At 39.3% G+C, this 21,749-nt stretch carries 23 protein-coding genes; 10 read left to right on the forward strand and 13 right to left on the reverse strand.

Features of this window, described 5'->3' with window-relative positions:
• Positions 1–35: 35 nt before the first annotated feature.
• From ABWV72_RS04730 to fldA, 3 genes are read left to right on the forward strand one after another with little or no spacing between them, the layout of a single operon-like run.
• On the forward strand, positions 36–821 hold the full coding sequence (locus ABWV72_RS04730; RefSeq protein ID WP_353369016.1) for an alpha/beta fold hydrolase: 786 nt from the start codon (positions 36–38) through the stop codon (positions 819–821).
• Positions 822–881: 60 nt separating this feature from the next.
• Complete coding sequence (locus ABWV72_RS04735; protein WP_216047512.1) at positions 882–1,100, forward strand: DUF2788 domain-containing protein; 219 nt, start codon at positions 882–884, stop codon at positions 1,098–1,100.
• 41 nt (positions 1,101–1,141) lie between these two features.
• Positions 1,142–1,666, forward strand: a complete 525-nt coding sequence (gene fldA / locus ABWV72_RS04740) for a flavodoxin FldA (protein ID WP_216047513.1) — start codon at positions 1,142–1,144, stop codon at positions 1,664–1,666.
• Positions 1,667–1,776: 110 nt separating this feature from the next.
• Here fldA and ABWV72_RS04745 read toward each other — a convergent pair whose 3' ends face one another.
• Entirely contained in the window at positions 1,777–3,786 is a 2,010-nt protein-coding gene (locus ABWV72_RS04745) for a methyl-accepting chemotaxis protein (protein ID WP_353369019.1), read from the reverse strand.
• Positions 3,787–4,068: 282 nt separating this feature from the next.
• Here ABWV72_RS04745 and fur point away from each other — a divergent pair, with 282 nt between their 5' ends.
• A complete protein-coding gene (gene fur, locus ABWV72_RS04750) occupies positions 4,069–4,494 on the forward strand; it encodes a ferric iron uptake transcriptional regulator (RefSeq protein WP_216047515.1) in 426 nt (141 codons plus the stop codon).
• A gap of 35 nt (positions 4,495–4,529) precedes the next feature.
• Here fur and alr read toward each other — a convergent pair whose 3' ends face one another.
• From alr to ABWV72_RS04775, 5 genes are read right to left on the reverse strand one after another with little or no spacing between them, the layout of a single operon-like run.
• Positions 4,530–5,630, reverse strand: a complete 1,101-nt coding sequence (alr, locus tag ABWV72_RS04755) for an alanine racemase (protein ID WP_353369021.1) — start codon at positions 5,628–5,630, stop codon at positions 4,530–4,532.
• A 52-nt stretch (positions 5,631–5,682) separates the two neighbouring features.
• A complete protein-coding gene (locus tag ABWV72_RS04760; protein ID WP_353369023.1) occupies positions 5,683–6,546 on the reverse strand; it encodes an aminotransferase class IV in 864 nt (287 codons plus the stop codon).
• A gap of 18 nt (positions 6,547–6,564) precedes the next feature.
• Positions 6,565–7,539, reverse strand: a complete 975-nt coding sequence (locus ABWV72_RS04765) for a 5-oxoprolinase subunit C family protein (protein ID WP_353369025.1) — start codon at positions 7,537–7,539, stop codon at positions 6,565–6,567.
• The gene (pxpB, locus tag ABWV72_RS04770) at positions 7,536–8,252 is read right to left on the reverse strand and encodes a 5-oxoprolinase subunit PxpB (protein ID WP_353369027.1); all 717 of its coding nucleotides are present in this window, start codon (positions 8,250–8,252) and stop codon (positions 7,536–7,538) included. Before pxpB ends, ABWV72_RS04765 begins: the two co-directional genes overlap by 4 nt.
• The gene (locus ABWV72_RS04775) at positions 8,252–8,977 is read right to left on the reverse strand and encodes a 5-oxoprolinase subunit PxpA (protein WP_216047531.1); all 726 of its coding nucleotides are present in this window, start codon (positions 8,975–8,977) and stop codon (positions 8,252–8,254) included. Before ABWV72_RS04775 ends, pxpB begins: the two co-directional genes overlap by 1 nt.
• 145 nt (positions 8,978–9,122) lie before the next feature.
• On the opposite strand from ABWV72_RS04775, the gene ABWV72_RS04780 reads away from it, so the two are divergent.
• Both ABWV72_RS04780 and ABWV72_RS04785 read left to right on the forward strand, forming a co-directional pair.
• Entirely contained in the window at positions 9,123–9,938 is an 816-nt protein-coding gene (locus ABWV72_RS04780; RefSeq protein ID WP_342804507.1) for a CvfB family protein, read from the forward strand.
• A 30-nt stretch (positions 9,939–9,968) separates the two neighbouring features.
• Positions 9,969–10,367, forward strand: a complete 399-nt coding sequence (locus tag ABWV72_RS04785; protein WP_216047521.1) for an OsmC family protein — start codon at positions 9,969–9,971, stop codon at positions 10,365–10,367.
• A 56-nt stretch (positions 10,368–10,423) separates the two neighbouring features.
• Here ABWV72_RS04785 and yiaA read toward each other — a convergent pair whose 3' ends face one another.
• The 3 genes from yiaA to ABWV72_RS04800 form a co-directional block, all read right to left on the reverse strand.
• The gene (gene yiaA, locus ABWV72_RS04790) at positions 10,424–10,894 is read right to left on the reverse strand and encodes an inner membrane protein YiaA (RefSeq protein ID WP_353369030.1); all 471 of its coding nucleotides are present in this window, start codon (positions 10,892–10,894) and stop codon (positions 10,424–10,426) included.
• Positions 10,895–11,020: 126 nt separating this feature from the next.
• Positions 11,021–11,830 (reverse strand): DUF2145 domain-containing protein, encoded by an 810-nt coding sequence (locus ABWV72_RS04795; RefSeq protein WP_353369032.1) that lies wholly within the window; start codon positions 11,828–11,830, stop codon positions 11,021–11,023.
• A gap of 53 nt (positions 11,831–11,883) precedes the next feature.
• The gene (locus ABWV72_RS04800) at positions 11,884–12,240 is read right to left on the reverse strand and encodes a hypothetical protein (RefSeq protein WP_353369034.1); all 357 of its coding nucleotides are present in this window, start codon (positions 12,238–12,240) and stop codon (positions 11,884–11,886) included.
• Positions 12,241–12,367: 127 nt separating this feature from the next.
• Between ABWV72_RS04800 and ABWV72_RS04805 the strand changes: the two genes are divergently transcribed.
• From ABWV72_RS04805 to ABWV72_RS04815, 3 genes are all read left to right on the forward strand, one after another.
• On the forward strand, positions 12,368–13,105 hold the full coding sequence (locus ABWV72_RS04805) for a helix-turn-helix domain-containing protein (RefSeq protein WP_353369036.1): 738 nt from the start codon (positions 12,368–12,370) through the stop codon (positions 13,103–13,105).
• A gap of 68 nt (positions 13,106–13,173) precedes the next feature.
• A complete protein-coding gene (locus ABWV72_RS04810; protein WP_216047526.1) occupies positions 13,174–13,389 on the forward strand; it encodes a hypothetical protein in 216 nt (71 codons plus the stop codon).
• 137 nt (positions 13,390–13,526) lie between these two features.
• Entirely contained in the window at positions 13,527–14,474 is a 948-nt protein-coding gene (locus tag ABWV72_RS04815; RefSeq protein WP_353369038.1) for a transposase, read from the forward strand.
• Between the two features lie 475 nt (positions 14,475–14,949).
• Here the strand turns inward: ABWV72_RS04815 and ABWV72_RS04820 are convergent, their stop codons facing one another.
• The 4 genes from ABWV72_RS04820 to ABWV72_RS04835 all read right to left on the reverse strand — a co-directional run bounded on the left by ABWV72_RS04820 (position 14,950) and on the right by ABWV72_RS04835 (position 20,303).
• Positions 14,950–16,470, reverse strand: coding sequence for a catalase (locus ABWV72_RS04820; RefSeq protein WP_353369040.1), 1,521 nt, complete (start codon positions 16,468–16,470; stop codon positions 14,950–14,952).
• Between the two features lie 380 nt (positions 16,471–16,850).
• Positions 16,851–17,834, reverse strand: a complete 984-nt coding sequence (locus ABWV72_RS04825) for a hypothetical protein (protein ID WP_353369042.1) — start codon at positions 17,832–17,834, stop codon at positions 16,851–16,853.
• A complete protein-coding gene (locus tag ABWV72_RS04830) occupies positions 17,827–18,426 on the reverse strand; it encodes a sigma-70 family RNA polymerase sigma factor (RefSeq protein WP_353369044.1) in 600 nt (199 codons plus the stop codon). The genes ABWV72_RS04825 and ABWV72_RS04830 overlap by 8 nt, the downstream gene beginning before the upstream one ends.
• Before the next feature lie 65 nt (positions 18,427–18,491).
• On the reverse strand, positions 18,492–20,303 hold the full coding sequence (locus tag ABWV72_RS04835; RefSeq protein ID WP_353369046.1) for a vWA domain-containing protein: 1,812 nt from the start codon (positions 20,301–20,303) through the stop codon (positions 18,492–18,494).
• A 329-nt stretch (positions 20,304–20,632) separates the two neighbouring features.
• Between ABWV72_RS04835 and ABWV72_RS04840 the strand changes: the two genes are divergently transcribed.
• Positions 20,633–21,742: an efflux RND transporter periplasmic adaptor subunit gene (locus ABWV72_RS04840; protein ID WP_216048551.1), complete on the forward strand. Its 1,110-nt coding sequence runs from the start codon at positions 20,633–20,635 to the stop codon at positions 21,740–21,742.
• Positions 21,743–21,749 lie beyond the last annotated feature (7 nt).

Here is a 21,749-nt window from a genome sequence, read left to right on the forward strand (position 1 = left end):
TGTTTTAGCAAGCAATTATCCCTATCTAAACACTTATGCAATCTATTAATTATCATTTAAGCAGCAATCAAGCTGAAAAACCTTATTTAGTGCTTTTACATGGCCTATTTGGCAGCCTAGATAATTTGTCTATGGTAAGAAAAGCACTTGAGGACAGTCACAATGTTTTGAGTATCGATTTACCTGACCATGGTAAATCGGCTTTTACTGATGCATTTTCATTCACTAGCTATGCTAACAAAATTGTACAGTTAATAGCTTCTGTGAACATAACAAAAGTATCCATTTTAGGGCATTCTTTAGGCGGCAAAATAGCCATGAAAATAGCCCTCGATAACCCGCAACTAATTGACAAGTTAGTCATTGCTGATATTGCTCCTGTGAGCTATACACCTCGCCACCAGAATGTATTTAAAGCATTAAATGCCGTTGACTTAAAAAGTATAACGTCAAGAGGTGATGCTGATGCTGTGATGTCTGAATATTTAAAAGAGCCTGGTGTAAGTCAATTTTTATTAAAAAGTTTAAAACAAGTTGATGGTAACTGGCGCTGGGACTTTAACTTACAGTTACTGCAACGGGATTACCCCGCAATTTCTAAAGGAATTAGCAGTGATAATGTTTGCTCGGTACCGGTACTTTTTATTAAAGGTGGTCAGTCAGACTATATTTTACCTGAACACAAATCTGCCATTAGCGCATTGTTTCCAAATAGCCGTGCAAAAGTGATTGGTTCAGCTGGACATTGGTTACATGCACAAAAACCAGTCATCTTTAATCGTTTAGTCAGCGATTTTTTGCAAAATGATACTTGTGGGTAATTCGCTTGCGTCACTTTGTGTGGTATATTCTGCGCGTTTTTTTATTCTGAAGGTTTTACGATGCTAAATGAATATTATGAGCAAATAGAGGCAATCGTGTTAAACCTGACTTTGGTCGCGCTATTTGCCCTTATGGGGTTTGCGATACACGATGTATTAAAAAAGAACAATGTGCCCTTCCTTGGTCGAGCAGTTGTTTATCTTGTTTTATTTTTAGGTGCAGCCGGATTTATTGCTAAAGGTTTGATCCAGATCTTTTGGGAAAACAGTGGCATTTAATATAATTAGGCATCGAATTAGTTAAGTAAAGGAAAGTTGGAATGGCAAGTGTAGGTTTATTTTTTGGAAGTGATACAGGCAACACAGAACATGTTGCGAAAATGATCCAAAAAGAACTGGGTAAGAATCTCATTGATGTTCATGATATTGCTAAAAGCAGTAAAGAAGACATTGCCGAATTCGATTTACTTTTATTCGGGATCCCTACCTGGTACTACGGCGAAGCTCAATGTGATTGGGATGATTTTTTTCCTGAGCTGGAAGAAATTGATTTTAACGACAAACTAGTCGCTATTTTCGGTTGTGGCGATCAAGAAGATTACGCTGAATACTTTCTAGATGCGATGGGTATGATACGGGATATTGTGGAAGCCAAAGGTGCGATTTTGGTAGGACAGTGGCCGTGTGAAGGTTATGATTTTGAAGCATCTAAAGGCATGGCAGACGACGAACACTTCGTTGGGCTTGGCATCGATGAAGATCGTCAACCAGAGCTAACCGAGCAGCGAGTGAAAGACTGGTGCAAACAGATTCACGAAGAGCTTTGTTTGTCTGAGCTGGCATAAATTACTAGAATTATTTATCCTTTTATCAACACGGCAACAAAGTGTTGAATGTACTTGTAAAGTCGTCCCCTTGTTGTGCCTCGCACAACAAGGGGTTTAAACAACCCCGTTTACAACTTGAACTGACTAACTGCCTTTTTCATTTCAACCATCAAATCAGTTAATGTTTGGTTTGACGCGGTTGAAGAATGCGTAGATTCCGCACTTTTCTCAGCCAAATCGACGACATTGTTCAGTTTAATTGCAATTTTCTCAAACAAGCTATCCTGCTCCAAAGTAGAGCTAACAATTTCTTGATTCATTTTTCGTAAACTATCTATGGTTTCATTTATTTGTGTTACTTGTTGTGCCACGTCAAAAATTTGCTGCTCACTTTGCTTGGCAAATTCATTACCACTGCTAATCGCTTTGACAGCTTGCTCTGCATCAAGCTGCAAACTTTCAATCATAGCTTCAATTTCGGCCGTCGAGTTTTGGGTACGATTTGCTAGTGTACGCACTTCATCTGCTACGACTGCAAAACCACGCCCTTGCTCACCTGCCCTTGCAGCTTCAATTGCGGCATTTAATGCTAATAAATTGGTCTGCTGTGCAATTGTTTTAATCACGTCTAATATACTGCCAATTTTTTTACTGTTTTCGTCTAATCGATGAATAATGGTAGAGGATTGCTCTGCTTGTTGAGTTTGTTCAGATATTTGCTTATGAGTTGAAGAAACTAATTTACTCACATTGGCACTTTGTTTACTCACCTGTTGCAATTGATGCATACCATGCTGAATTTGTTGCGTGTTAGATTTGCTCGCTTGTCGAATAGAATTGGTTTCAGCGGCGGTTAAATTGAGTTGTTGTTTTTGCTGCTCAACTTGAATTAACGTTTGTTCACTCAAATTAGCGGTTGTTTGCATGGCATTTTCTAACGACGCTTCTTGCAATAGAATTTTTTCAACAACCGCACGCAAGCTTTCAGTGACTTTATTAACGTTGGTTGCCAATATAGCAAATTCGTCCTGATTGGTTGAATACGCCTTATGGGTTAAATCTCCGCTACTAATTAGTCCTAAACTACGATTAATTCTTGCTATGGGTGCTGCAATGCTGCGCGTCGTTATGCTTCCAAAGATTATTGCCGCAGCAACAGCAACACCTAAAAATATAAGACCTTTCCAAATGTTAGAGTTAACCGTTTCGATAATGGCATTTTGCCCTAATAAAGTATCTTGGTTAACTTCGGAAAAAACCGTCGAAAAGTGTTGTTTAGCGCTATCTAAATGTTGATTGGCAATAACATTAAAATCTTTTGCTTTAACAAGTAACGAAATTTTTTCCTGTTGAGCTGAGAATAAACCGGGATCTTGTAACAGTAGTTTTTGTAATTGTGAGAATTGTGCATTCAGCCCGTCAATGTAACCTTGGGTGTCTACTGTTTCTGATAATCTATTTAAATAGTCAATATCGACTGCTACATTACTTAAGGTAAATTCAATATCCCCTTTAATCGTTTCACTTATTTCAGTGTTATTGGTTGTTATGTACTCTTTTATTGCACTAAATAACGGCATAATTTTATTGTCTGCATTAATCGCCGTACCAATCAAGATATCGAGATTGGGAGCATCCCCTTCTAAGAAGGTTAAGTCACCCAATAGCGCACTAGTTTCGTCAGCCACAGCAATAATATTAGCCGCGTTTTGGTCGATCTCTGCTGTCAATAACAGCTGTTGAACTCTCGCTTGGTACATATTCTTAGACTGTGTAACATACGCGGATGCATGCTGTGCGCCTAGTTGAAACGCAGTATTTGTTTCACCAATTATTTGATTAAGGTTTTTGAGGTTAACCGTGAACTCTGTGGACAACCGATCGAAGGTTTGTTGATTACTCTGCAATTGCTTTATGGATTGTTCAAAATAAGCATTTGTCGATATTGTAGCCAGTGACAAAATTCCGGTTTGAACTTGCAACATGTTGGCTTGCACCGGCATTTTCTGTTGCACTACACTTTGCGCGGAATCACGAATATCAGCCAATCCAAAATAAGACACTATATTGGTGACCACCATCACGCAACCGACCAAAACGAAACCAGCAATAATCTTACCTACTACATTTAGTCTCATATCGAATCCTAAACTTAGCCAAACGATTTATCCCTTCTAATCAAGAATGGATATTAAATTTGACGTAATTTTCAATTTGAAATAATTCAGTATAGAACATTTGGACAAGCACTCAGTTTGTGAGTTTAAATTCGTAAATCTGTTCAGAAAGCACGCTATGTTAAAAAAATGTTGATGTAATTGAAATATTTAATCCCTTTAGTGATTAGTTTGTTCGCTATCCCTTTCATATTTGAATTACTTCCCTATAATGAACTCACCAATTATCGTTTAGAAAAACAGATGGATCAAAATAAAGAATTAAAAAAAGCAGGGCTAAAAATTACCCTGCCACGACTTAAAATCCTCGAGGTTTTGCAGGAACCTGCGAACCAACATATTAGTGCTGAAGACGTATACAAATTATTGATTGAGCAAGGTGAAGAAATAGGTTTAGCGACTGTTTACCGTGTTTTGAATCAGTTTGATGATGCGGGAATTTTGAATAGACACCACTTTGAAGGCGGTAAGTCTGTATTTGAAATTAGCCACAAACAACATCATGATCATTTAGTCTGCTTAAAATGCGGCAAAGTAATCGAATTTGAAGATCCGATTATTGAAAAACGTCAAGACGAAGTCGCTAGTCAGAACAAAATGAAGTTAACTCATCACAGCTTGTATCTTTATGGTGAGTGCACCGATGGGAATTGTGACGAAGACATGTAATCTTAATTAGAAGATTGAAGTAGAAATTCAATCTTCTATAGGTTAATGATTCGGCGACGGGTTCGTTTAGGCATCCGCGTTACCAATTCATAACCAATGGTATCTGCCCAGCTTGCAACTTCGTTAGCCAATAAACTTTTTCCCCACAATTCAACGTCAGAATCAACTTCTATATCTAGCAATCCGGTAACATCAACCGTGATCATATCCATAGACACTCTGCCACACAGCTTAGCCCTTTGACCGTTCACCAGTACCGGTGTTCCAAGCTTAGCTGTGCGGGGGTAACCATCACCATACCCCACAGCGATTGTTGCCACTACAGACTCTTGTTCGGCTTTCCAAGTGTTGCCATAGCCTACACTTTCACCTTGCGGAACATTTCGCAGTGCAATGACCTTTGACTTTAACGTCATAACTGGTATTAGTTGTTGCTGCATATCGTGATTAGACATAAATGGCGACACGCCATACAACATAATCCCCGGACGATTCCATGTTCCTCTGGCTAACGGCCATGCTTTTATCCCAGCCGAATTCGCTATGCTGGTATAAATTGTCTCTGAAAATTTACCTTCTAATTGTTCACAACAAGCAATAAATTTCTTTAGTTGAGAGCTGGTAAAGTGGTTATCGATTTCATCAGCCACTGACAAGTGCGTCATAAGCACCACGTTGTTAACCTGCTTAGTGCTTTTTAACTGGCTAAAAATAGCAGTTACATTTTCAGGTTGAAATCCAAGCCGATGCATACCTGTATCAACTTTCAACCACACTTCAACCGCTTCTTCAGCATTCAAATTTTGTAACATCTGCAACTGCAACTGGTTATGCGTAACCACACTAAACCCTTGTTTACACGCAATAAATAGTTCTTCTTGGTGAAAACAGCCCTCCAATAACAGAATCGGTAGTTTGATGCCCTGCTGCCTCAATTCGAGACCTTCTTCAAGGCTAGAAACGGCAAACATTGACACATGCTGTTGCAGCGCTTTAGCGATTTCGACAGCATCATGACCATAGGCATCTGCTTTAACTACAGCGACAGTCTGACTGTCTGGAGAAAGTGATTTTGCATAATTACAATTAGCCACTAACGCGTTCAAATCAATAGTAATTTCGGTGGGGCGACTCATTAAGTATACCTGTCCTACAGCAAAGGGAATGTCTAACGATTAAAATTAGAAATCAGTAATCGTATTTAAATTTATTAAATAACAGGTTTAGTTCTTTGTATATTTCACCAATTTTTCCATCTGCTATTGCTTCACCATCTAAACTCACTGCTGGAGCGATATTTTTGGTCGAGCTGGTTAACCATATTTCATCAGCTGAACGGGCTTGTTGTAGACTAATATTCTGCTCAAAAACTTGGTAGTTAGTTTGAGTGGTTAATAAATCTAGTACGATCGCGCGAGTAATGCCGGGTAATAATTGAGAGTCTAACGGCGGAGTGAAAATTTGTTTGTCTTTCATCACAAAAACATTACATGAGGATGCTTCAGTAATCTGCTTATTTTCATTGTAAAGTAAACATTCATCTACTTTATGATCTTGACTACTTTGATAATGCAAAACGTTACCCAGTAGAGACGTAGACTTAATATGACATTGACGCCAACGCAGATCCTGTTGACTGACTAAGGCTAATCCTTTGTTATCAGAATCATCATAGTTAACCGGTGGTTTTATGGCATAACACATCATAAACATTGTGGGCTTAACATTATCTGGGAATCCATGCTGACGTTTTGGACTGACACCACGACTCACTTGGATATAAACCGCTAGGCTATCTCCACTATTGTGCTCCAACAATTCATTCAGTACTGTACGCCACTTGTCGACAGACCAATCTAGTGTAATGCCAATAGCGGATAAACTCGTTTGCAAACGTGCAATGTGCGGAGTGAAACCGACCATTTTGCGATCGTAAGCAGGTATGACTTCGTAAATCCCATCACCAAACAAAAATCCACGATCTAATGGAGATATCATTGCCTCGCTTTGAGGCATAAAAGTACCGTTTAGGTATACAATTGTTTCCGTCATATTCTGGCCAAAAATGTATTAATTAAGATTAATTTGAGTGAACAGATTTGCGTGCTTAACCTCAGCTAAATTAACCAAGTTGTGCGCAGTATGAATATCAATTGGTGAAAAAGTGACTCTGCAACCAGGTGTTGCTTGTGACAATAAATCACAATCAATGGATAACACACTACCGACTTTAAAGTAGCCTCCCACAGTTTGCCGATCATCCAACATTATAATTGGTAAACCTTGTTGAGGAATTTGCACAGCCCCTCGGGTAATACCTTCAGATAACATAGGCTTGTTCGGCGCTTTGATAGGATTACCCGTTAATTTGGTGGCCATCCGACTTGAGTCAGGGCTTACAACATATTGATTAAGATAAAATTGTTTAAGTGCCGTAGGTGTAAAATCATCAATTTGATAACCCTCGATTAAACGCAAGGTCAATTCACTGTAAGGGTCAACAATAGCATTTCTTTGTGCTTCAATAGGAGCGATTTTTGCGGTTACGGGGTGAATGGCATGAGTTTGACTATAGAATGCAATTCGATCGCCTTGTTTCAAAGGTTGCCCGTCTTGAGTTAATCCCCCTAACCTATCTCTTGTGACTGTTGTACAGCTCCCAAATGTTTCTGGGACTCGAAAACCTTGTTGGATTGCAACATAGCTACGCAGTCCATTATCCGCTTTGTTAATCGTTAAAGAATCGCCAGCATCTAATGCAAAACTGCGCCAAGGACTATAACTTAGGCCATTAATCGTGATCTGTGTTGCTGCGCCGGTAATAGCCACTTCACAATAAGAATGTGCTTTGAGGCTAAACCCGCAACCTATGACTTCAATGCTGGCGGCTATATTTTGATTGTTACAAAGCCAATTAGCCCACGAGCAACTACGACGATCTGCTGGACCGCCTGTGGTAATTCCAAGGTGCTGATAACCGCTGCGACCTGAATCCACTAATATGCTTTGCAATCCGGTCGCTATTACCTCAACAAAGTCAGTCACCTATTTGCCTCCAACAACTGGTAATACTTGTGTTCACTAATTTCCTTAAATCTAACCGTATCACCCACTTTAAAAGGCGATGGTGAAGCTCGCTCTGGAACAAATAACGCTAATGGACACACACCGACGATATTCCATCCACCCGGTGAGACATTTGGATAAACAGCAGTTTGTCTGTCAGCGATAGCCACAGCACCTTTAGGCACTTGTTTGCGAGGAGTGGTTAGTCTAGGCGTTGCGATTTTTTCATCGGTTTCTCCTAGAAATGCAAAACCAGGAGAAAACCCTAAACAATAAACACGATAACTATTTTGTTGATGAAACTGAATAACTTGTTCGACCGTGATCTGATTGTGGTCCGCGATCCGCTGCAAATCGTTATCTTCGCTCAACCCATAACAAACGGGCAGCTCCACAATGTTCGTCTCTTGGTTCGCAAATATTTGTTTTGTTTGGCCATCTTTTAAAGCTTTCACCAATTCGATTATTCGAGCTTTTACTGCAAAATAATCGGTTTGCAAAATATCAAAGGTAATCAGTACAGAGTGGTAAGCAGGAATCACATCTAACAACCAAGGCGAATTTGCTTGTTCCAATAAATGCACAAACATACTCACCTGTTGATTTTTACGATTCAATGTTGCCCCTGCAAAATACACGATAAGCGCATTTTCGCTGGCGACATCTATTTTGATTGGTTCAATCGGAAACATTAGGACAATAATTCACGTATGTGTTTAACAGCCTCTGCTGCCCCTGCACTATCACCATGTACACACAGAGTATCAATTTTTAATGGTAAAATTTGTCCAGTAGCAGATACCACTTCTTGACGCTCAACCATTCTTCTCACTTGCGAAAACATATCATTTAACTGCAACACTGCGCCAGGTTTAGCGCGGGATAACAGTAAGCCCGTGTCTGCATAACGCCTATCTGCAAAGGCTTCATATTGAAGTTCAATTTTATATTGATCAGCTAATTGTTGATAGGATTGCCAATTAGACACGGCTTGAATAACTAATATTAATCTTTCGGAATAACTGCTCAGGGCTTTTAAAACTGTCTCAAATAAACCTTTACTGGCCATCATGTCATTGTATAAAGCGCCATGAGGTTTCACATAATCAACGGTTTTAGATTGTAGTTTTGCCATGCCCTCTAATGCCGCTATTTGATAATGCATGAGTGGAATAAGCTCAGTTTCAGTTAGCGCCATACTCCGACGGCCAAAACCCTGTAAGTCTGGATAGGAAGGGTGTGCCCCTATTTTTACATTATGTTTTTTAGCGGATTGTATGGCTGATTGAATGGCTTGCGGATCGCCACTATGAAAACCGCAGGCAATATTTGCCATATCAACATATGGCATGATCAAATCATCATGTGGCATGCGCCACGCGCCATAACTTTCGCCTAAGTCACAATTTAGTTTGATCAAGCGCTTATTGCTCCTAGTAAATTCAGATATAATGATGATCTAAGGCGAATTCCAAATGAAGATTTTCACCAAGATCACGACCGAGATTCGCTAGTTTACTTCATTCTTAAAAAAAGTCAGGTGTATGCTACAAATTGGAAAAATGAATCACTTAGAAGTGGTTGACAAATTACCCTTTGGATTTTATCTCGATGGTTCGCAAGTAGAGCGTATTTTATTGCCAAATGGCTCTGCCCCTGAAGGCTGTGAAGTAGGTCAAATGGTCGATGTGTTTATCTACCATGACAGCGAAGATCGTATTATTGCGACCTCAAAAATTCCCCTCGCCCAAGTAAATGAAGTGGCGGTACTAAAAGTAAAAAGCCTGACCCGTGTTGGCGCATTTTTAGATTGGGGATTGGAAAAAGATCTATTGGTGCCGTTTAGTGAACAAGAACGACCAATGTCAGAAGGTATCGAATACGTTGTATATGTTTTTGAGGATCCGGAAACTGGACGACTTGCTGCATCCACCAAGCTTCGTGATTTTTTAACCGAGGACGGCCACGACCTTAAAGCCGGCGTAGAAGCAGATTTAATTATTTGTGGCCGCACTGATTTAGGCTACAAAGCCGTAATTAATGGTACCCATCTCGGTTTGATTTTTAAAGATGAGGTCTTTAAACCAATTCGTACTGGCCAAAAGATGAAAGGTTTTGTGAAACGCATTCGCGAAGATGGCAAAATAGATTTATGTTTTCAATTCCATAGTGAGCGCGCCAGAAAAGAGTTAACCGATTTGATCATCGACGATTTGATTGCCCATGACGGTCTTTCAACCTTAACAGACAAAAGCCCACCTCATGAAATAACTCAGCGTTTTGGCGCCAGTAAAAATGCTTATAAAAAAGCGCTAGGCTCATTGTTTAAGCAAAAACGAATTTTAATCGACAAAAATAAAATCACTCTCGTAAAGTAAAGCTCTTACGATATGAATAAGGAACATGTAATGCAGGCGACTGTTACCTGGCAAAAAGATATGCTGTTTGATTGTGAAACCGACTCAGGAAAAACCCTTCAATTAGACGGAAATGGCGAGCAATTAACTCCGATGGAAACTGTCTTATTATCGGTAGGTGCTTGTTCTTCAGTTGATGTGGTGGAGATCATGAAAAAATCTCGTCTGCCTTTACGTAGTTGTCGATGTGAACTCAAAGCCACTCGCGCCGAATCAGCCCCGAAAGTATTTACAGATATTCATGCCGAATATGTGGTTAGCGGTGAAAAAATAAGTGATAAACATTTAGCTCGCGCGGTGCAGCTATCATGTGAAAAATATTGTTCAGTGATGTTGATGTTAGCAGGTAATGTGAACATTACCACGTCATATAGAGTTGAAGAGTTATAAACTGAAAAAGCCTGTTTAGTGACTAAACAGGCTTTAATACCTTGCTAGATCGCAGATTATTCTGCGGCTAATTCTGAGGTTTGTTTATTTTTCACGGTATTTTCAATTCCTTCATTTGTCGCAGCTTGTTTATCCCGAACATTTTTCTGAACCGTAACAGCAGCAAACAAACTCAATGTATATGCCATAGCGTAGAATCCCTTTTCACTTAATAATAAATCAGCATTAATCAACCCAATCACCAACAGTGCTATGGCTAACCCTGTTGATATCCAAGATAGGCTTCCGTAAATTGAAGAAGTGTTAATGCCTTCAGCTTTGTCTCGCACGTTTTTTTGCAATGATACTATTGAAAACAAACCATAAAGTAAGGTTATCAAATAGTAGCCTTTTTCATTGAGTAACATTTGTGCGTTAAAAAGTCCCACACCGTAAGCCCCTATGCCAATGATTAATGCTGCAACCCCGGCATAAGTATAAGATTTAGTTGGAGCTTGTAATGCAGTATTTAACGTTTGTGTTGTCATGATTATTCTCACTTGTTTCGAGTGTTGCTGAAAGTATGAATGTAGTTTGCCTTCAAAAACACTAATGATAAACCCAGTTATAAAATGTTGATTATTTCAAGCCTTAAAGTTTATTAATATTATACTTTACAATGTGTTTATGTCTCCAGATGCTGAATAAGTAACAAATTCGCTGGCTAGTTCATTTTGACGTAGATACTGACCAATGGTTGTAAACGTAGTGGTATATACTTTTCCACTGTGATCTTTGGTGGTGACATCATCCATAAACATAGATCCTAATAGTAATTTAAATGGACTGGTTCTCACTCGTTGTGCTTGAAAGTGTGCTTTTGCGTTGACCTTTAATTGCGCGACATCCTGAGTGTTGTAAATAGCCGAGTTAAGCAAATCGAGTGTATACTCAGTGCAATTTTGAAAGATCGAATTGAACGGATTAGCAATGACCGAATAGTTTGGGTTATGCAAGGTTTTATCTTTACCTGAACCGATCAAGTCTATTAATTTCTGTTGAACTTCCATATTAGGAATTAAAATTCCTGCAGATAACTCATGTACTCCCCAAAAGAAGTCTACGGGATAGTCAACGACTAGCTCACTTTTATCCGCTTTTCCGTTTTGTTGATAAAGGTTATGAATTGCATAACCTTGCACAACTTCACCACTATCTAAGGTGATATTTGAATACAAGGCAATGGCGGTATGCGTGAACTTAATTCCTTTAGGCAAATCTTTCTCTGGTCTGCCTACTCTGGCGATGATAAATGCTCGAGCGCCTTTTGATGCCGCATATTTTTCAACATCTTTAGCGAATTTTACAATTTCTTCGGGCTCATGCTGATTGGGTGCATCACTTTGGCTTCCCGCCAAAGCACTGGGCACGGTAAAACTAAAAATGCTAACAACGATGAATATATACAATGCGCTAATTTTCATTTCCCTACTCTCCTAATAACTTTAATGACAAGACTCATATTGCTAGTTTTAATTTATTTTTCGTTAATCACCTGGATTGGAGCAGGATCAGCGGTGATTGTATGTTCTGTTATAACCAACGTATGTTGATGCTGGAGATGAGAAGTCGCGTGTGAAGCTCTTGCGCTATCACTCAATGCGTCTCCGGCTTCGGCAACAACACTTCCAGCGACTAAGCTCACGCCACCGGCGACAATCACCGGCGTTACCATCACAACGCTTGCCACTTTCGCTGTAGAGGCTACGCCTTCTGATGCTGCCAATGCAGAATGTTTACTCGCTTGACCACTATGGTGAGCGGATCCATTTGCATATACGTTTAGCGATGACGCCGATAAAATAATAATTAATGCAGTTGTTAAACGTTTCATATTGTTTTTCCTGTTTGTTGTGAACGAGATAAACAATAGTAAAAAGGTATACCCTATGTAAACAAAGTTGTTTTATGTATACTAAAACTCAACCAATAGTTTATTAATTCAATACTAAAGAGTAACCATGAGTCAAATTGGACTAGTTAGCAAAACACTCAAGCAACTTTTAAAACAGCAACAAGTTACCTATCGCGATCTAGCTCAGAAATTAGCCATGAGTGAGGCCAATATAAAACGTATATTTTCAACCAACAGTTTTACATTGGAGCGTTTAGAAGAAATATGCGATGTGCTACAAATATCACTATCCGATCTATTTTCTGTTGCCCAACAACAAACAGACAAACTCAGTCAGCTAACAGTTGAGCAGGAAAAACAATTACTCGCTGACCCTAAACTATTGTTAGTGGCAGTTTGTGTGCGGGACTCGTGGACTTATAATGAGTTAATTGAACATTACGATATTGATCAATTCGAATGCACTCGTCTATTAGCGAAATTGGACAAGCTTAAAATTATCAGTTTGTTGCCCAATAACCATTATAAGACCTTAATCGCTCAAGACTTCAGATGGATACCGGGTGGACCTTTGGAAAAGTTCATGGAACAAGAAGTCATGGTTAAGTTTATGGCTCCAAAAAAAGATGAAATATGGAATTTTAGGTTATATATCCGTGGTAGATATTCACAAACATCAATAGAAATAATTCAGCGTAAATTAAACCAACTCACGAAAGAAGCATCTGACCTCAACCAAGAAGATGCCGCGTTACCGCTAGCGAAGCGTCAACACATGGGCATACTGATGGCAATGCGACCTTGGGAACCATCTCTGTTTGAGAATATGCGTCGTAAGGCATGAAGAGGAAATTGTTAATACACAGATTGATATGCTAGGTTAATATTTGAATATAAATTGGAGGACAACAAATGACATCTAGCACATCGAATCAAAATGATAATAGCATTGCCCACTTTGCAGCCCTTAAAACCGCAATTGTAAATGGTGAAGTTCAAACCATAAAAGATCTTATCTGTGGACATCCAATGCAAGAACTCGAAAAAAGCTACCTAATAGATTTAGCTAACCTGAACAACAACAGCGCAATTATAAAGTTACTCCAAGACATTCCAGTAAAGGAGTAGACTAGGAATATCTAATATTTAGACAGCCACAACATCTCGTATTTAGACAGGCATCTCGTATTTAGACAGCCACAAACTAGACTAGCACTTTGACACTATCAACTAAGCTATAGGTATAAGGTTCATAAGGAAGAACAATGCCCTTAGCAAGGAAGCGTCAAATCTGTTTGACAGATACACCCTACTACCACTGCGTTTCTCGCTGTGTACGCCGAGCATATTTGTGCGGGGAAGATAAATTCACAGGAAAAAGTTTCGAGCATCGCCGTCAATGGGTTGAAGATAGGTTACTGTTTTTGTCCACTGTCTTTGCTATTGAAGTCTGTGCCTTTGCTATTATGAGCAACCATTCCCATGTGGTATTGCATGTGAATGTAGAAAAAGCCAATGACTGGACTGATAAACAAGTGTGTTCAAGATGGCATAAACTCCACAAGGGAACATTGTTAACCCAAAAGTTCATGAGTACCGATTCGCCGCTGCTCACCGATGCGCAGCGGACCACTTTACACGCTACGTTATCCATCTATCGACAGCGCTTGACCGATATCAGTTGGTTTATGCGAGAGCTTAACGAGCCCATTGCGCGAAAAGCCAACCACGAAGACCAATGCACTGGCCATTTCTGGGAAGGACGCTTTAAATCTCAAGCTTTATTAGATGAGCACGCAGTAGCGGCGTGTATGGTTTATGTGGACTTAAATCCTATCCGTGCCAAGTTAGCCAGTACTCCTGAAACTTCAGAGCACACGAGTATTAAACGACGCATACGCGATTTCAAAAAAGGAAAACAGCCAACAACTTTGATGCCTTTTGTGGGCAATCCTACACAACCTCAACCACCTGGACTGACATTTAATCTCATCGACTATCTAAAATTAGTCGACCTGTCAGGACGTAGCCTGCATCCCAACAAAAGTGGCTCAATAGATATTGATGAATCCCCCATTTTACAACGACTTGGTTTGGATGAAAAATCCTGGCAATGTTTATTCTCAAGTTTTGAAACATCGTTTAGTATGGCCGCAGGTCAAATCAATACCCTCAAGAATTATAAACGCCGACGTCGACAGAAATACGGTTAGAATGAAGCTTAAAATAGCTCAAAAAACCTAAATTTATGGCTTAAAGGTCCCCGCAGATGAAATGCGGTACGACGGCTGAATTTCAATCGGGTATAGCAGCGTAAAAACCAGTTTTTATCTATTTTTCTCAAAAATTCTAATTTCCGCACCCATTAAATTGCTCCTAAGCGTTAATTTATCTCGTCAAATCAGTAGATGACTGGTAATGACAGATGACTGGTAATGACTGTCTATTTATTTTTGTAATGACTGTCTATTTATTTTTTTTATTTTTTTGTCTATTTATTTTTTTTATTTTTTTGTCTATTTATTTTTTTTGTAAAAAATGCATGTCCAATTGTAAAAAATAAATTATGCCTGTCCAATTGTAAAAAATAAATTATGCCTGTCCAATTGTAAAAAATAAATTATGCCTGTCCAATTGTAAAAAAACACCGCTAAAAACGGTGTTTGTTATTGAGCAAAAAACAGTTATTTATAAACAGCTAGGTAAATGAAGAGCAGGATCCGCTTCTCGTGCTTTTATTGCATCCTCTACCGTTAATCCTAGGGCTTTAGCAATGCCCTCTCCATAGGCTGGGTGACACTGGTTACAGTTTCGAATATGACGATATTTGATAAAATCAAAAATATCCCCCATTTGTCTAGCCGTGTTTTCAAAAAGCGCTTGTTTTTGTTCGTCATTCATCAAATTAAACAATAAACGTGGCTGACTAAAATAGTCATCATCATCTTCACGAAAATCATAGCGTTTAGCATAACCATCGATTTTAAGAGGTGGCTCAGCAAATTGTTGCTGCTCCTGCCATTGATTAAAGCTATTAGGTTCATAGTGTGGTTTGTCACCATAGTTGCCATCTACACGGCCTTCACCATCACGGGCATTACTATTTACAGGACAACGCGGTTTGTTAACAGGAATCTGATTATGATTAACACCCACTCGATAACGCTGAGCATCCGCGTAGTTGATTAAACGCGCCTGCAGCATGCGGTCAGGTGATACACTAATCCCTGGCACTAAATTACTTGGAGCAAATGCCGCTTGTTCAACATCCGCAAAGTAATTTTCAGCATTTTTGTTCAACTCAAATTCACCTACCTCAATAAGTGGATAATCGCCCTTTGGCCACACTTTAGTGAGATCAAATGGATGGTAAGGAACTTTATCAGCTTCTATTTCTGGCATAATTTGCACATACATCTTCCACTTAGGGAAATCCCCTCGCTCAATAGACTCGTAAAGATCTTTTTGATTGCTTTCCCGATCCATAGCGACAACTTCAGCGGCTTCCGCATCAGTTAAGTTTTTGATGCCTTGTTGAGTGCGAAAATGGAATTTGACCCAATATCGCTCACCGGCGTCATTCCAAAAACTGTAAGTATGCGAGCCAAAGCCATGCATGTGTCTATACGAAGCTGGAATACCACGATCACTCATCACAATAGTAACTTGATGCAAGGCTTCTGGCAGCAACGTCCAAAAATCCCAATTATTAGTAGCAGAGCGCATATTGGTGCGAGGATCTCGTTTAACCGCTTTATTCAAATCTGGGAATTTGAGAGGATCACGTAAAAAGAATACAGGGGTATTATTACCAACCATATCCCAAATCCCTTCTTCGGTATAAAACTTCAAGGCAAAACCGCGAATATCACGTTCAGCATCGGCAGCTCCACGTTCACCTGCTACCGTACTAAAACGTGCAAACATTTCGGTTGTTTTGCCTACCTCACTAAATATTTTTGCGCGAGTATATTGGCTAATATCATGGGTAACCGTAAAAGTACCATATGCACCAGAACCTTTAGCATGCATTCGGCGCTCTGGGATAACTTCACGCACAAAATTCGCAAGCTTTTCATTTAACCAAAGATCTTGGGCTAGCACAGGGCCGCGCTTACCAGCCGTCAGACTATTTTGATTATCAACAACCGGCGCTCCACCATTGGTAGTTAGGTCTGTTGGTTGATATGGGCATTTTTTGTCGCTCATCACATTGCTCCTATTGAGAATTAAGTAGAGTCACGAGTAAATCAATCTGCGAACAATTAATTCAACGCGCAGCTGCTTCAGCATTTCTGAGTATAGAAGATATCAAGCCCTTTAACGACCTTTAGAATTTTATTCATTAACATCTGAAAAAGATTGGAAACATAGAAGCTGTTGAGCTAAAAATCACTTAAATTTCACCCCAAAACAGCTCTTAAAATTGCATAACTGAGCGCCCATTGACGCTTACAAGACGTGGCGAACAGATGTGAGATTAAACGCGGTTCTGTTTCTCCAAAAAGATGTCGCTAAGATTATCAATTGCCTCAATCTCTCCAATTCAAGCAATTCCTATATCCTTATCCAACGTTGCCAATGCACATCTACTCACTTAATTTCTTGTTTTGCTCTTCAGTTAACACTTGTAAATATTTTGGGTCTATTTCAACTAATGGATCGGCCATCTTAAGTAGTGATAGATAATCAAAAATATCATTCTGCAACTGACTAAGAGATTGGATTTTATCTGCGTTCTTGTTTTTCGGTGCACTATGTTCTTCAAGTTGCTTTAACAGGCTATCAAGATATTCGGTATTAACCTGCATTTTAGATGTTGAGGGTTGATTGTCGTTAAACATTGCGCTTGATTCAATTAAAGACAGCCTCGTTTGACCTTGATGTTCTCTTTTTGCTAACTGTGATTTTTGTTGTTTGGCAATCAACTCTGCTTGTTTAAATGCTTGTTCAGTTGCAGCTTCTTGAGTTAACACAATATCTGCAGGAATTTGTTGTTCAACATCAACCTCAAGGGGCATTTCAAGCTCAAATGATAAAGGCTCAATCTCAACATTATCCATAGCTTTTGCAGCTAAAGTTAATGCTTCTTTTTCAGCATATTGGGCTCGCTCAGGCTCCTCTACAGAATCTCGCACAAACTCACTTTTATCTAGCAGTGGCTCTGAGGCCATTCTGGATGAAACTGGTGGGCTGCTAAGTTCACGAATTTCCAGTTTTGATTTTTTTGTCAATTGTTCATTGTCCAATGTAGCTTGGTCTGCAATATCATAAGTATCAACCCTTAGCTCCGGCGCTTTTGTCAACATAGGCTCAAAACGATCATATTGATTGTATACCACTAAGCTAATAAACATCACTGAAGCGGCAATGGAAGTTGGCCATTGCCATTTTCGCCATTTTGCTACTGGCGCTTTTACATCAACCACCTTATCACTTGCTTGTTGTTTGGCGAGTTCCAATATGCGCTTATCCAATGCTGCAGTCGGTACTGGTTTTTCCTGTGCCTGATATACGACACTCACATCAGGATCAGTAATATTCTCATTTTTAGCTTGATTTTTATTACTCATGACCTTCACCACTACTTACCCAATCAGGCATTTTTTTAGATAAACATTGTTTTAACTGACCGTAGGCATAACGTAAACGGCTTTTAGTTGCTTGATGAGAAGAATCAATTACTTCTGCAATTTGTTTCACCGTCATAGTCGACTCTTCTTTGAGTAAAAATACTTCCAGCAAGTTGACAGGTAACTTTTGCATACAGTCTTTTAAAAACATGCTTTGCTTATCAGCTTGCAACGTTTTTTCTAGTATATTTTGCTCAATTTGATTGGCACCAAGTTGGCTATCTACCTCATCGGTGCTATCGTCAATCAGCTTATCGACAATGCGCAAATGTCTTATTTGGTCAACCACTCTATTTCGTGCCATTGTATATAACCAAGTGGAAAATTTAGCGTTTGGCTCAAACGACTCAGCATTCACTATCACTTTACTCCAGGTGTCCTGAAATAAATCTTCTGCTAATTGCTGATCTTTTAATTGACGCAGCATATAGCGATACAAGCCGCCTCTATGACGTTCATATAAAAGCTCAAAGGATGCCGAATCTCCATCAGCAAATCGTTTAAGCAATTCTTCATCTACTACTTGATTCAAACGCGTCCATCTTCCTTAAATAATGAATAAGACTTGGCAAACCTTGACGTCTGCGCCTTATTTTCTTAGTTTTGCTTTTGTTCTTGAGTGGCAACCGAACGAGAAGTTTCCGACTGTAAGGTTTTTGCCATTCTCACCAAAGAAACAAACTCAGCACGATAGCCGTAATCATCCTTACCTTTGTTGTTATTAGCAAGCTCAATCACCTTTTCAAAATCTAAATTTTGGGTGTATTTACTATTTTTCAACAATTGAGCAAAGCCAACAACAGAAGTTGCAAATTTAAAATCCATGGATTGTGCATCAAAATCAGTAACATTTTGTTTTTCAATAACTTGGTCGATTATGATACTAGTGTCGTTGTCCATAGGTTTATAACGCAACTTTACATGGGCCAATTCATTATTCAGACTAGCTGCGGCATTTTTATGGGTCTGTTGATAGCGTAAATCGTCATTAAATTTAGCGCCATCTTGCAATACGATTTCGTAAAATGCTGTAACAGTATGGCCAGCTCCGATTTCCCCCGCATCGACTTTATCATTATTGAAATCGTCTTTATTTAAGCGACGATTTTCATAGCCAATTAAACGATATTCCGCCACCGTATTAGGATTAAACTCGACCTGAATTTTCACGTCTCGGGCAACCGATTGTAAAGTAGCATCTAATTCTTCAACTAATACTTTTCGCGCTTCAAGCAACGTATCTATATAAGCGTAATTGCCATTGCCTTTATCCGCTAATTGCTCCATCAAGTGGTCATTATAATTACCTTGTCCAAAACCTAAGGTGGTGAGTTCAATTCCTTGCTCTTTTTGTTTTTCAACTAATTCAATTAATTGCTGATGATTGACCCTGCCAACATTAAAATCGCCGTCAGTAGCTAAAATCACACGATTCACACCATTTTCCTTAAATGCTTGTTTAGCTAATTTATAAGCAAGCTCAATACCCTCTCCACCATTGGTTGATCCACCAGCGGATAGGCGGTTTAGCGCTTGTTCTATTTTTACACTCTGATTGGCTTTGGTAGGCTCAAGTACTACACCAGATGCTCCGGCATAAACCACGATGGCTACACTATCGTTTTCTGTCAATTGATTGGTTAACATCATCAGAGCACGCTTAACCAAAGGTAATTTATTCGCAGAATTCATAGAGCCAGAAACATCCAATAAGAACACTAGATTTTTATTGCTCGCCTCAAGTTGCTTTTCGGATTTATCATTTAAAGCATGGGCTTTTAAACCAATTCGCATCAACTTACGGCCTTGATTCCAAGGCGAATTTGAAACCTGCGTATCAATCACAAAAGGATGAGAGGATTCTTCAGCCACTGGATACTGATAATCAAAATAATTTACGAATTCTTCAATCCGAACAGCGTCTGCCGGTGGCAGCCATCCTTGGTTTAACATTCGTCTAGCATTGCTGTAGCTACCTGTGTCCACATCAATTGAAAATGTTGAAACTGGATTATTACTGGTGGTAAAAACCTGGTTTTCTTCTTCATGTTGATAGTTTTCTGTATAAGCAGGGTTCCCTGGCGCTGGCACTTGAGGAGGATAATATCCAGGAGAAGTGGCTGCAGATAAGTCAGCCATTGCGAACAGCTGAGATTCATGTCGCTGGCGACTATGTAATTTTCCTTGCGCTTCAGCTCGTTGTGCGGTCATCATAATTTTTTCAGCTTCAGCTCTGTGCTTCGCCTGTTTGACTTGATTATCGCTTTCTGTAGACGAACAAGCGGCAAGACTAAAAGCGATAACTGTAGAGGTTAATAAATAGCTAAATCTACGCAGTTTAAATCTGTTTTTAAGCGTTAAATCGATAGAGCTAGTAGTCGTTGAATTGTCTGATTTAATAGTGTTCATTTTTATTCCTTTTACACATAGTTATCAGTACCAACGAATAGAATTTTAAAAGGGGTTATTTATTTTTCAATAAAGAGCGCGGTTTATTGCATGGCAACGTCTCGCAGCTAGTAATAAATCAACTAATTTTTAGTAAATTTCACCAAATACAGTTAATCAAATTCACAAAAAACCACAATCCATCTCTATATCTAATTGATTTATAAAGATTTTAATCAATGGCACAGTGAGTGCTTAGTCTAGTAAATAGAACAGTCATCAAATACGACTCACTAAACAGTGTCGTGACGATATTCACTTAAAATATTTGGTTAAATTTGGAAAATACAATGGACGCGCATAATTACAACAACCACGCTTCAATTTCACGCTCAACAATAAAGCAGTTATCACTGGCAGCTTTTATTTGCTCAAGTTTTTTATTAACAGCCTGTGGACAGGCAGAAGCCAATAAAAATGACCAGCAAGAAGCTGAACAGGTAAAAGTCATCCCTATTCCTGTTGAAGTGAAAAATTTAGAGCGCGGTAATATTTCCTCCAATTATGCAACAACAGCAGTATTAGAAGCTAAAGAAGAAGCATTTGTTGTTGCCCGCGCATCGGGAATAATTGATCAAATATTAGTTGAAGAAGGTGATTACGTTGAAAAAGGTCAAGTTTTAGCGAAATTAGATCCCGAACGTTACGAACTAAACTTGTTGCGAGCAGCAGCAGATTTACAAGGTATCGAAAAAGAGCTTGCGAAAGTCAATAAGGTTTATCATAAAAAACTGATAAGTGATGATACTTACGACAAGCTTACTGCACAGTATGAATCAGCCAAAGCAACACTGGCTTTGGCTAAACTCGATTTGAAAGAAGCAACCATAGTTGCACCTATCAGCGGTTATATCGCCGAACGAAACGCTAAAGTGGGTAACCTAACCGAATCGTTCCAGCGCGAGCGTATGTTTCATATTGTGCAACAAAAACAACTCTACGGAATTGTCTATTTACCGGAAAAAGAATTGTCTCGGGTGCACAAAGACCAACCAGCAAGCTTACTTTTATCAGCGCTTTCGAATACAACAATCAATGCTTATGTTGAGCGTATCAGTCCGGTCATTGATTCAAAAACCGGGACTTTTAAAGTTACCCTTAGAGTACCAAACGAAAATAATTTATTGAAAGCAGGCATGTTCTCTCAAGTCAGTTTAAATTATGACACCCACCTTGATGCGACTTTGTTGCCTCGTAAAGCACTACTGGCCATTGACGATAAAACCAATGTATTTGTGGTAGACGAAGACGGTATCGCAAACAAAATTGCGATTACAGTTGGCTACCAAGAAGGAAACTTCGTTGAAGTTATCAAAGGCCTTACTGGCACTGAAAAAGTGGTGGTAACCGGGCACCAAAACCTCAAAGACAAAGCCGTTGTTGAAATCGTCAACAGCTAATTGAGGA

Origin of the sequence: Aliiglaciecola sp. NS0011-25, from assembly GCF_040370605.1 — a bacterium.
Classification (GTDB): Bacteria; Pseudomonadota; Gammaproteobacteria; order Enterobacterales; family Alteromonadaceae; genus Aliiglaciecola; species Aliiglaciecola lipolytica_A.

Bases quoted from the DNA above. Each gene is read 5' to 3' on its own strand.
- ABWV72_RS04805 (WP_353369036.1), top strand. From the start codon at position 12,368: ATGAGTCAAATTGGACTAGTTAGCAAAACACTCAAGCAACTTTTAAAA.
- fldA (WP_216047513.1), top strand. From the start codon at position 1,142: ATGGCAAGTGTAGGTTTATTTTTTGGAAGTGATACAGGCAACACAGAA.
- fur (WP_216047515.1), top strand. From the start codon at position 4,069: ATGGATCAAAATAAAGAATTAAAAAAAGCAGGGCTAAAAATTACCCTG.
- pxpB (WP_353369027.1), bottom strand. From the start codon at position 8,252: ATGTTTCCGATTGAACCAATCAAAATAGATGTCGCCAGCGAAAATGCG.
- ABWV72_RS04835 (WP_353369046.1), bottom strand. From the start codon at position 20,303: ATGAACACTATTAAATCAGACAATTCAACGACTACTAGCTCTATCGAT.
- yiaA (WP_353369030.1), bottom strand. From the start codon at position 10,894: ATGACAACACAAACGTTAAATACTGCATTACAAGCTCCAACTAAATCT.
- ABWV72_RS04760 (WP_353369023.1), bottom strand. From the start codon at position 6,546: ATGACGGAAACAATTGTATACCTAAACGGTACTTTTATGCCTCAAAGC.
- ABWV72_RS04795 (WP_353369032.1), bottom strand. From the start codon at position 11,830: ATGAAAATTAGCGCATTGTATATATTCATCGTTGTTAGCATTTTTAGT.
- ABWV72_RS04815 (WP_353369038.1), top strand. From the start codon at position 13,527: ATGCCCTTAGCAAGGAAGCGTCAAATCTGTTTGACAGATACACCCTAC.
- ABWV72_RS04820 (WP_353369040.1), bottom strand. From the start codon at position 16,470: ATGAGCGACAAAAAATGCCCATATCAACCAACAGACCTAACTACCAAT.
- ABWV72_RS04840 (WP_216048551.1), top strand. From the start codon at position 20,633: ATGGACGCGCATAATTACAACAACCACGCTTCAATTTCACGCTCAACA.
- ABWV72_RS04810 (WP_216047526.1), top strand. From the start codon at position 13,174: ATGACATCTAGCACATCGAATCAAAATGATAATAGCATTGCCCACTTT.
- alr (WP_353369021.1), bottom strand. From the start codon at position 5,630: ATGAGTCGCCCCACCGAAATTACTATTGATTTGAACGCGTTAGTGGCT.
- ABWV72_RS04745 (WP_353369019.1), bottom strand. From the start codon at position 3,786: ATGAGACTAAATGTAGTAGGTAAGATTATTGCTGGTTTCGTTTTGGTC.
- ABWV72_RS04825 (WP_353369042.1), bottom strand. From the start codon at position 17,834: ATGAGTAATAAAAATCAAGCTAAAAATGAGAATATTACTGATCCTGAT.
- ABWV72_RS04730 (WP_353369016.1), top strand. From the start codon at position 36: ATGCAATCTATTAATTATCATTTAAGCAGCAATCAAGCTGAAAAACCT.
- ABWV72_RS04735 (WP_216047512.1), top strand. From the start codon at position 882: ATGCTAAATGAATATTATGAGCAAATAGAGGCAATCGTGTTAAACCTG.
- ABWV72_RS04785 (WP_216047521.1), top strand. From the start codon at position 9,969: ATGCAGGCGACTGTTACCTGGCAAAAAGATATGCTGTTTGATTGTGAA.
- ABWV72_RS04800 (WP_353369034.1), bottom strand. From the start codon at position 12,240: ATGAAACGTTTAACAACTGCATTAATTATTATTTTATCGGCGTCATCG.
- ABWV72_RS04780 (WP_342804507.1), top strand. From the start codon at position 9,123: ATGAATCACTTAGAAGTGGTTGACAAATTACCCTTTGGATTTTATCTC.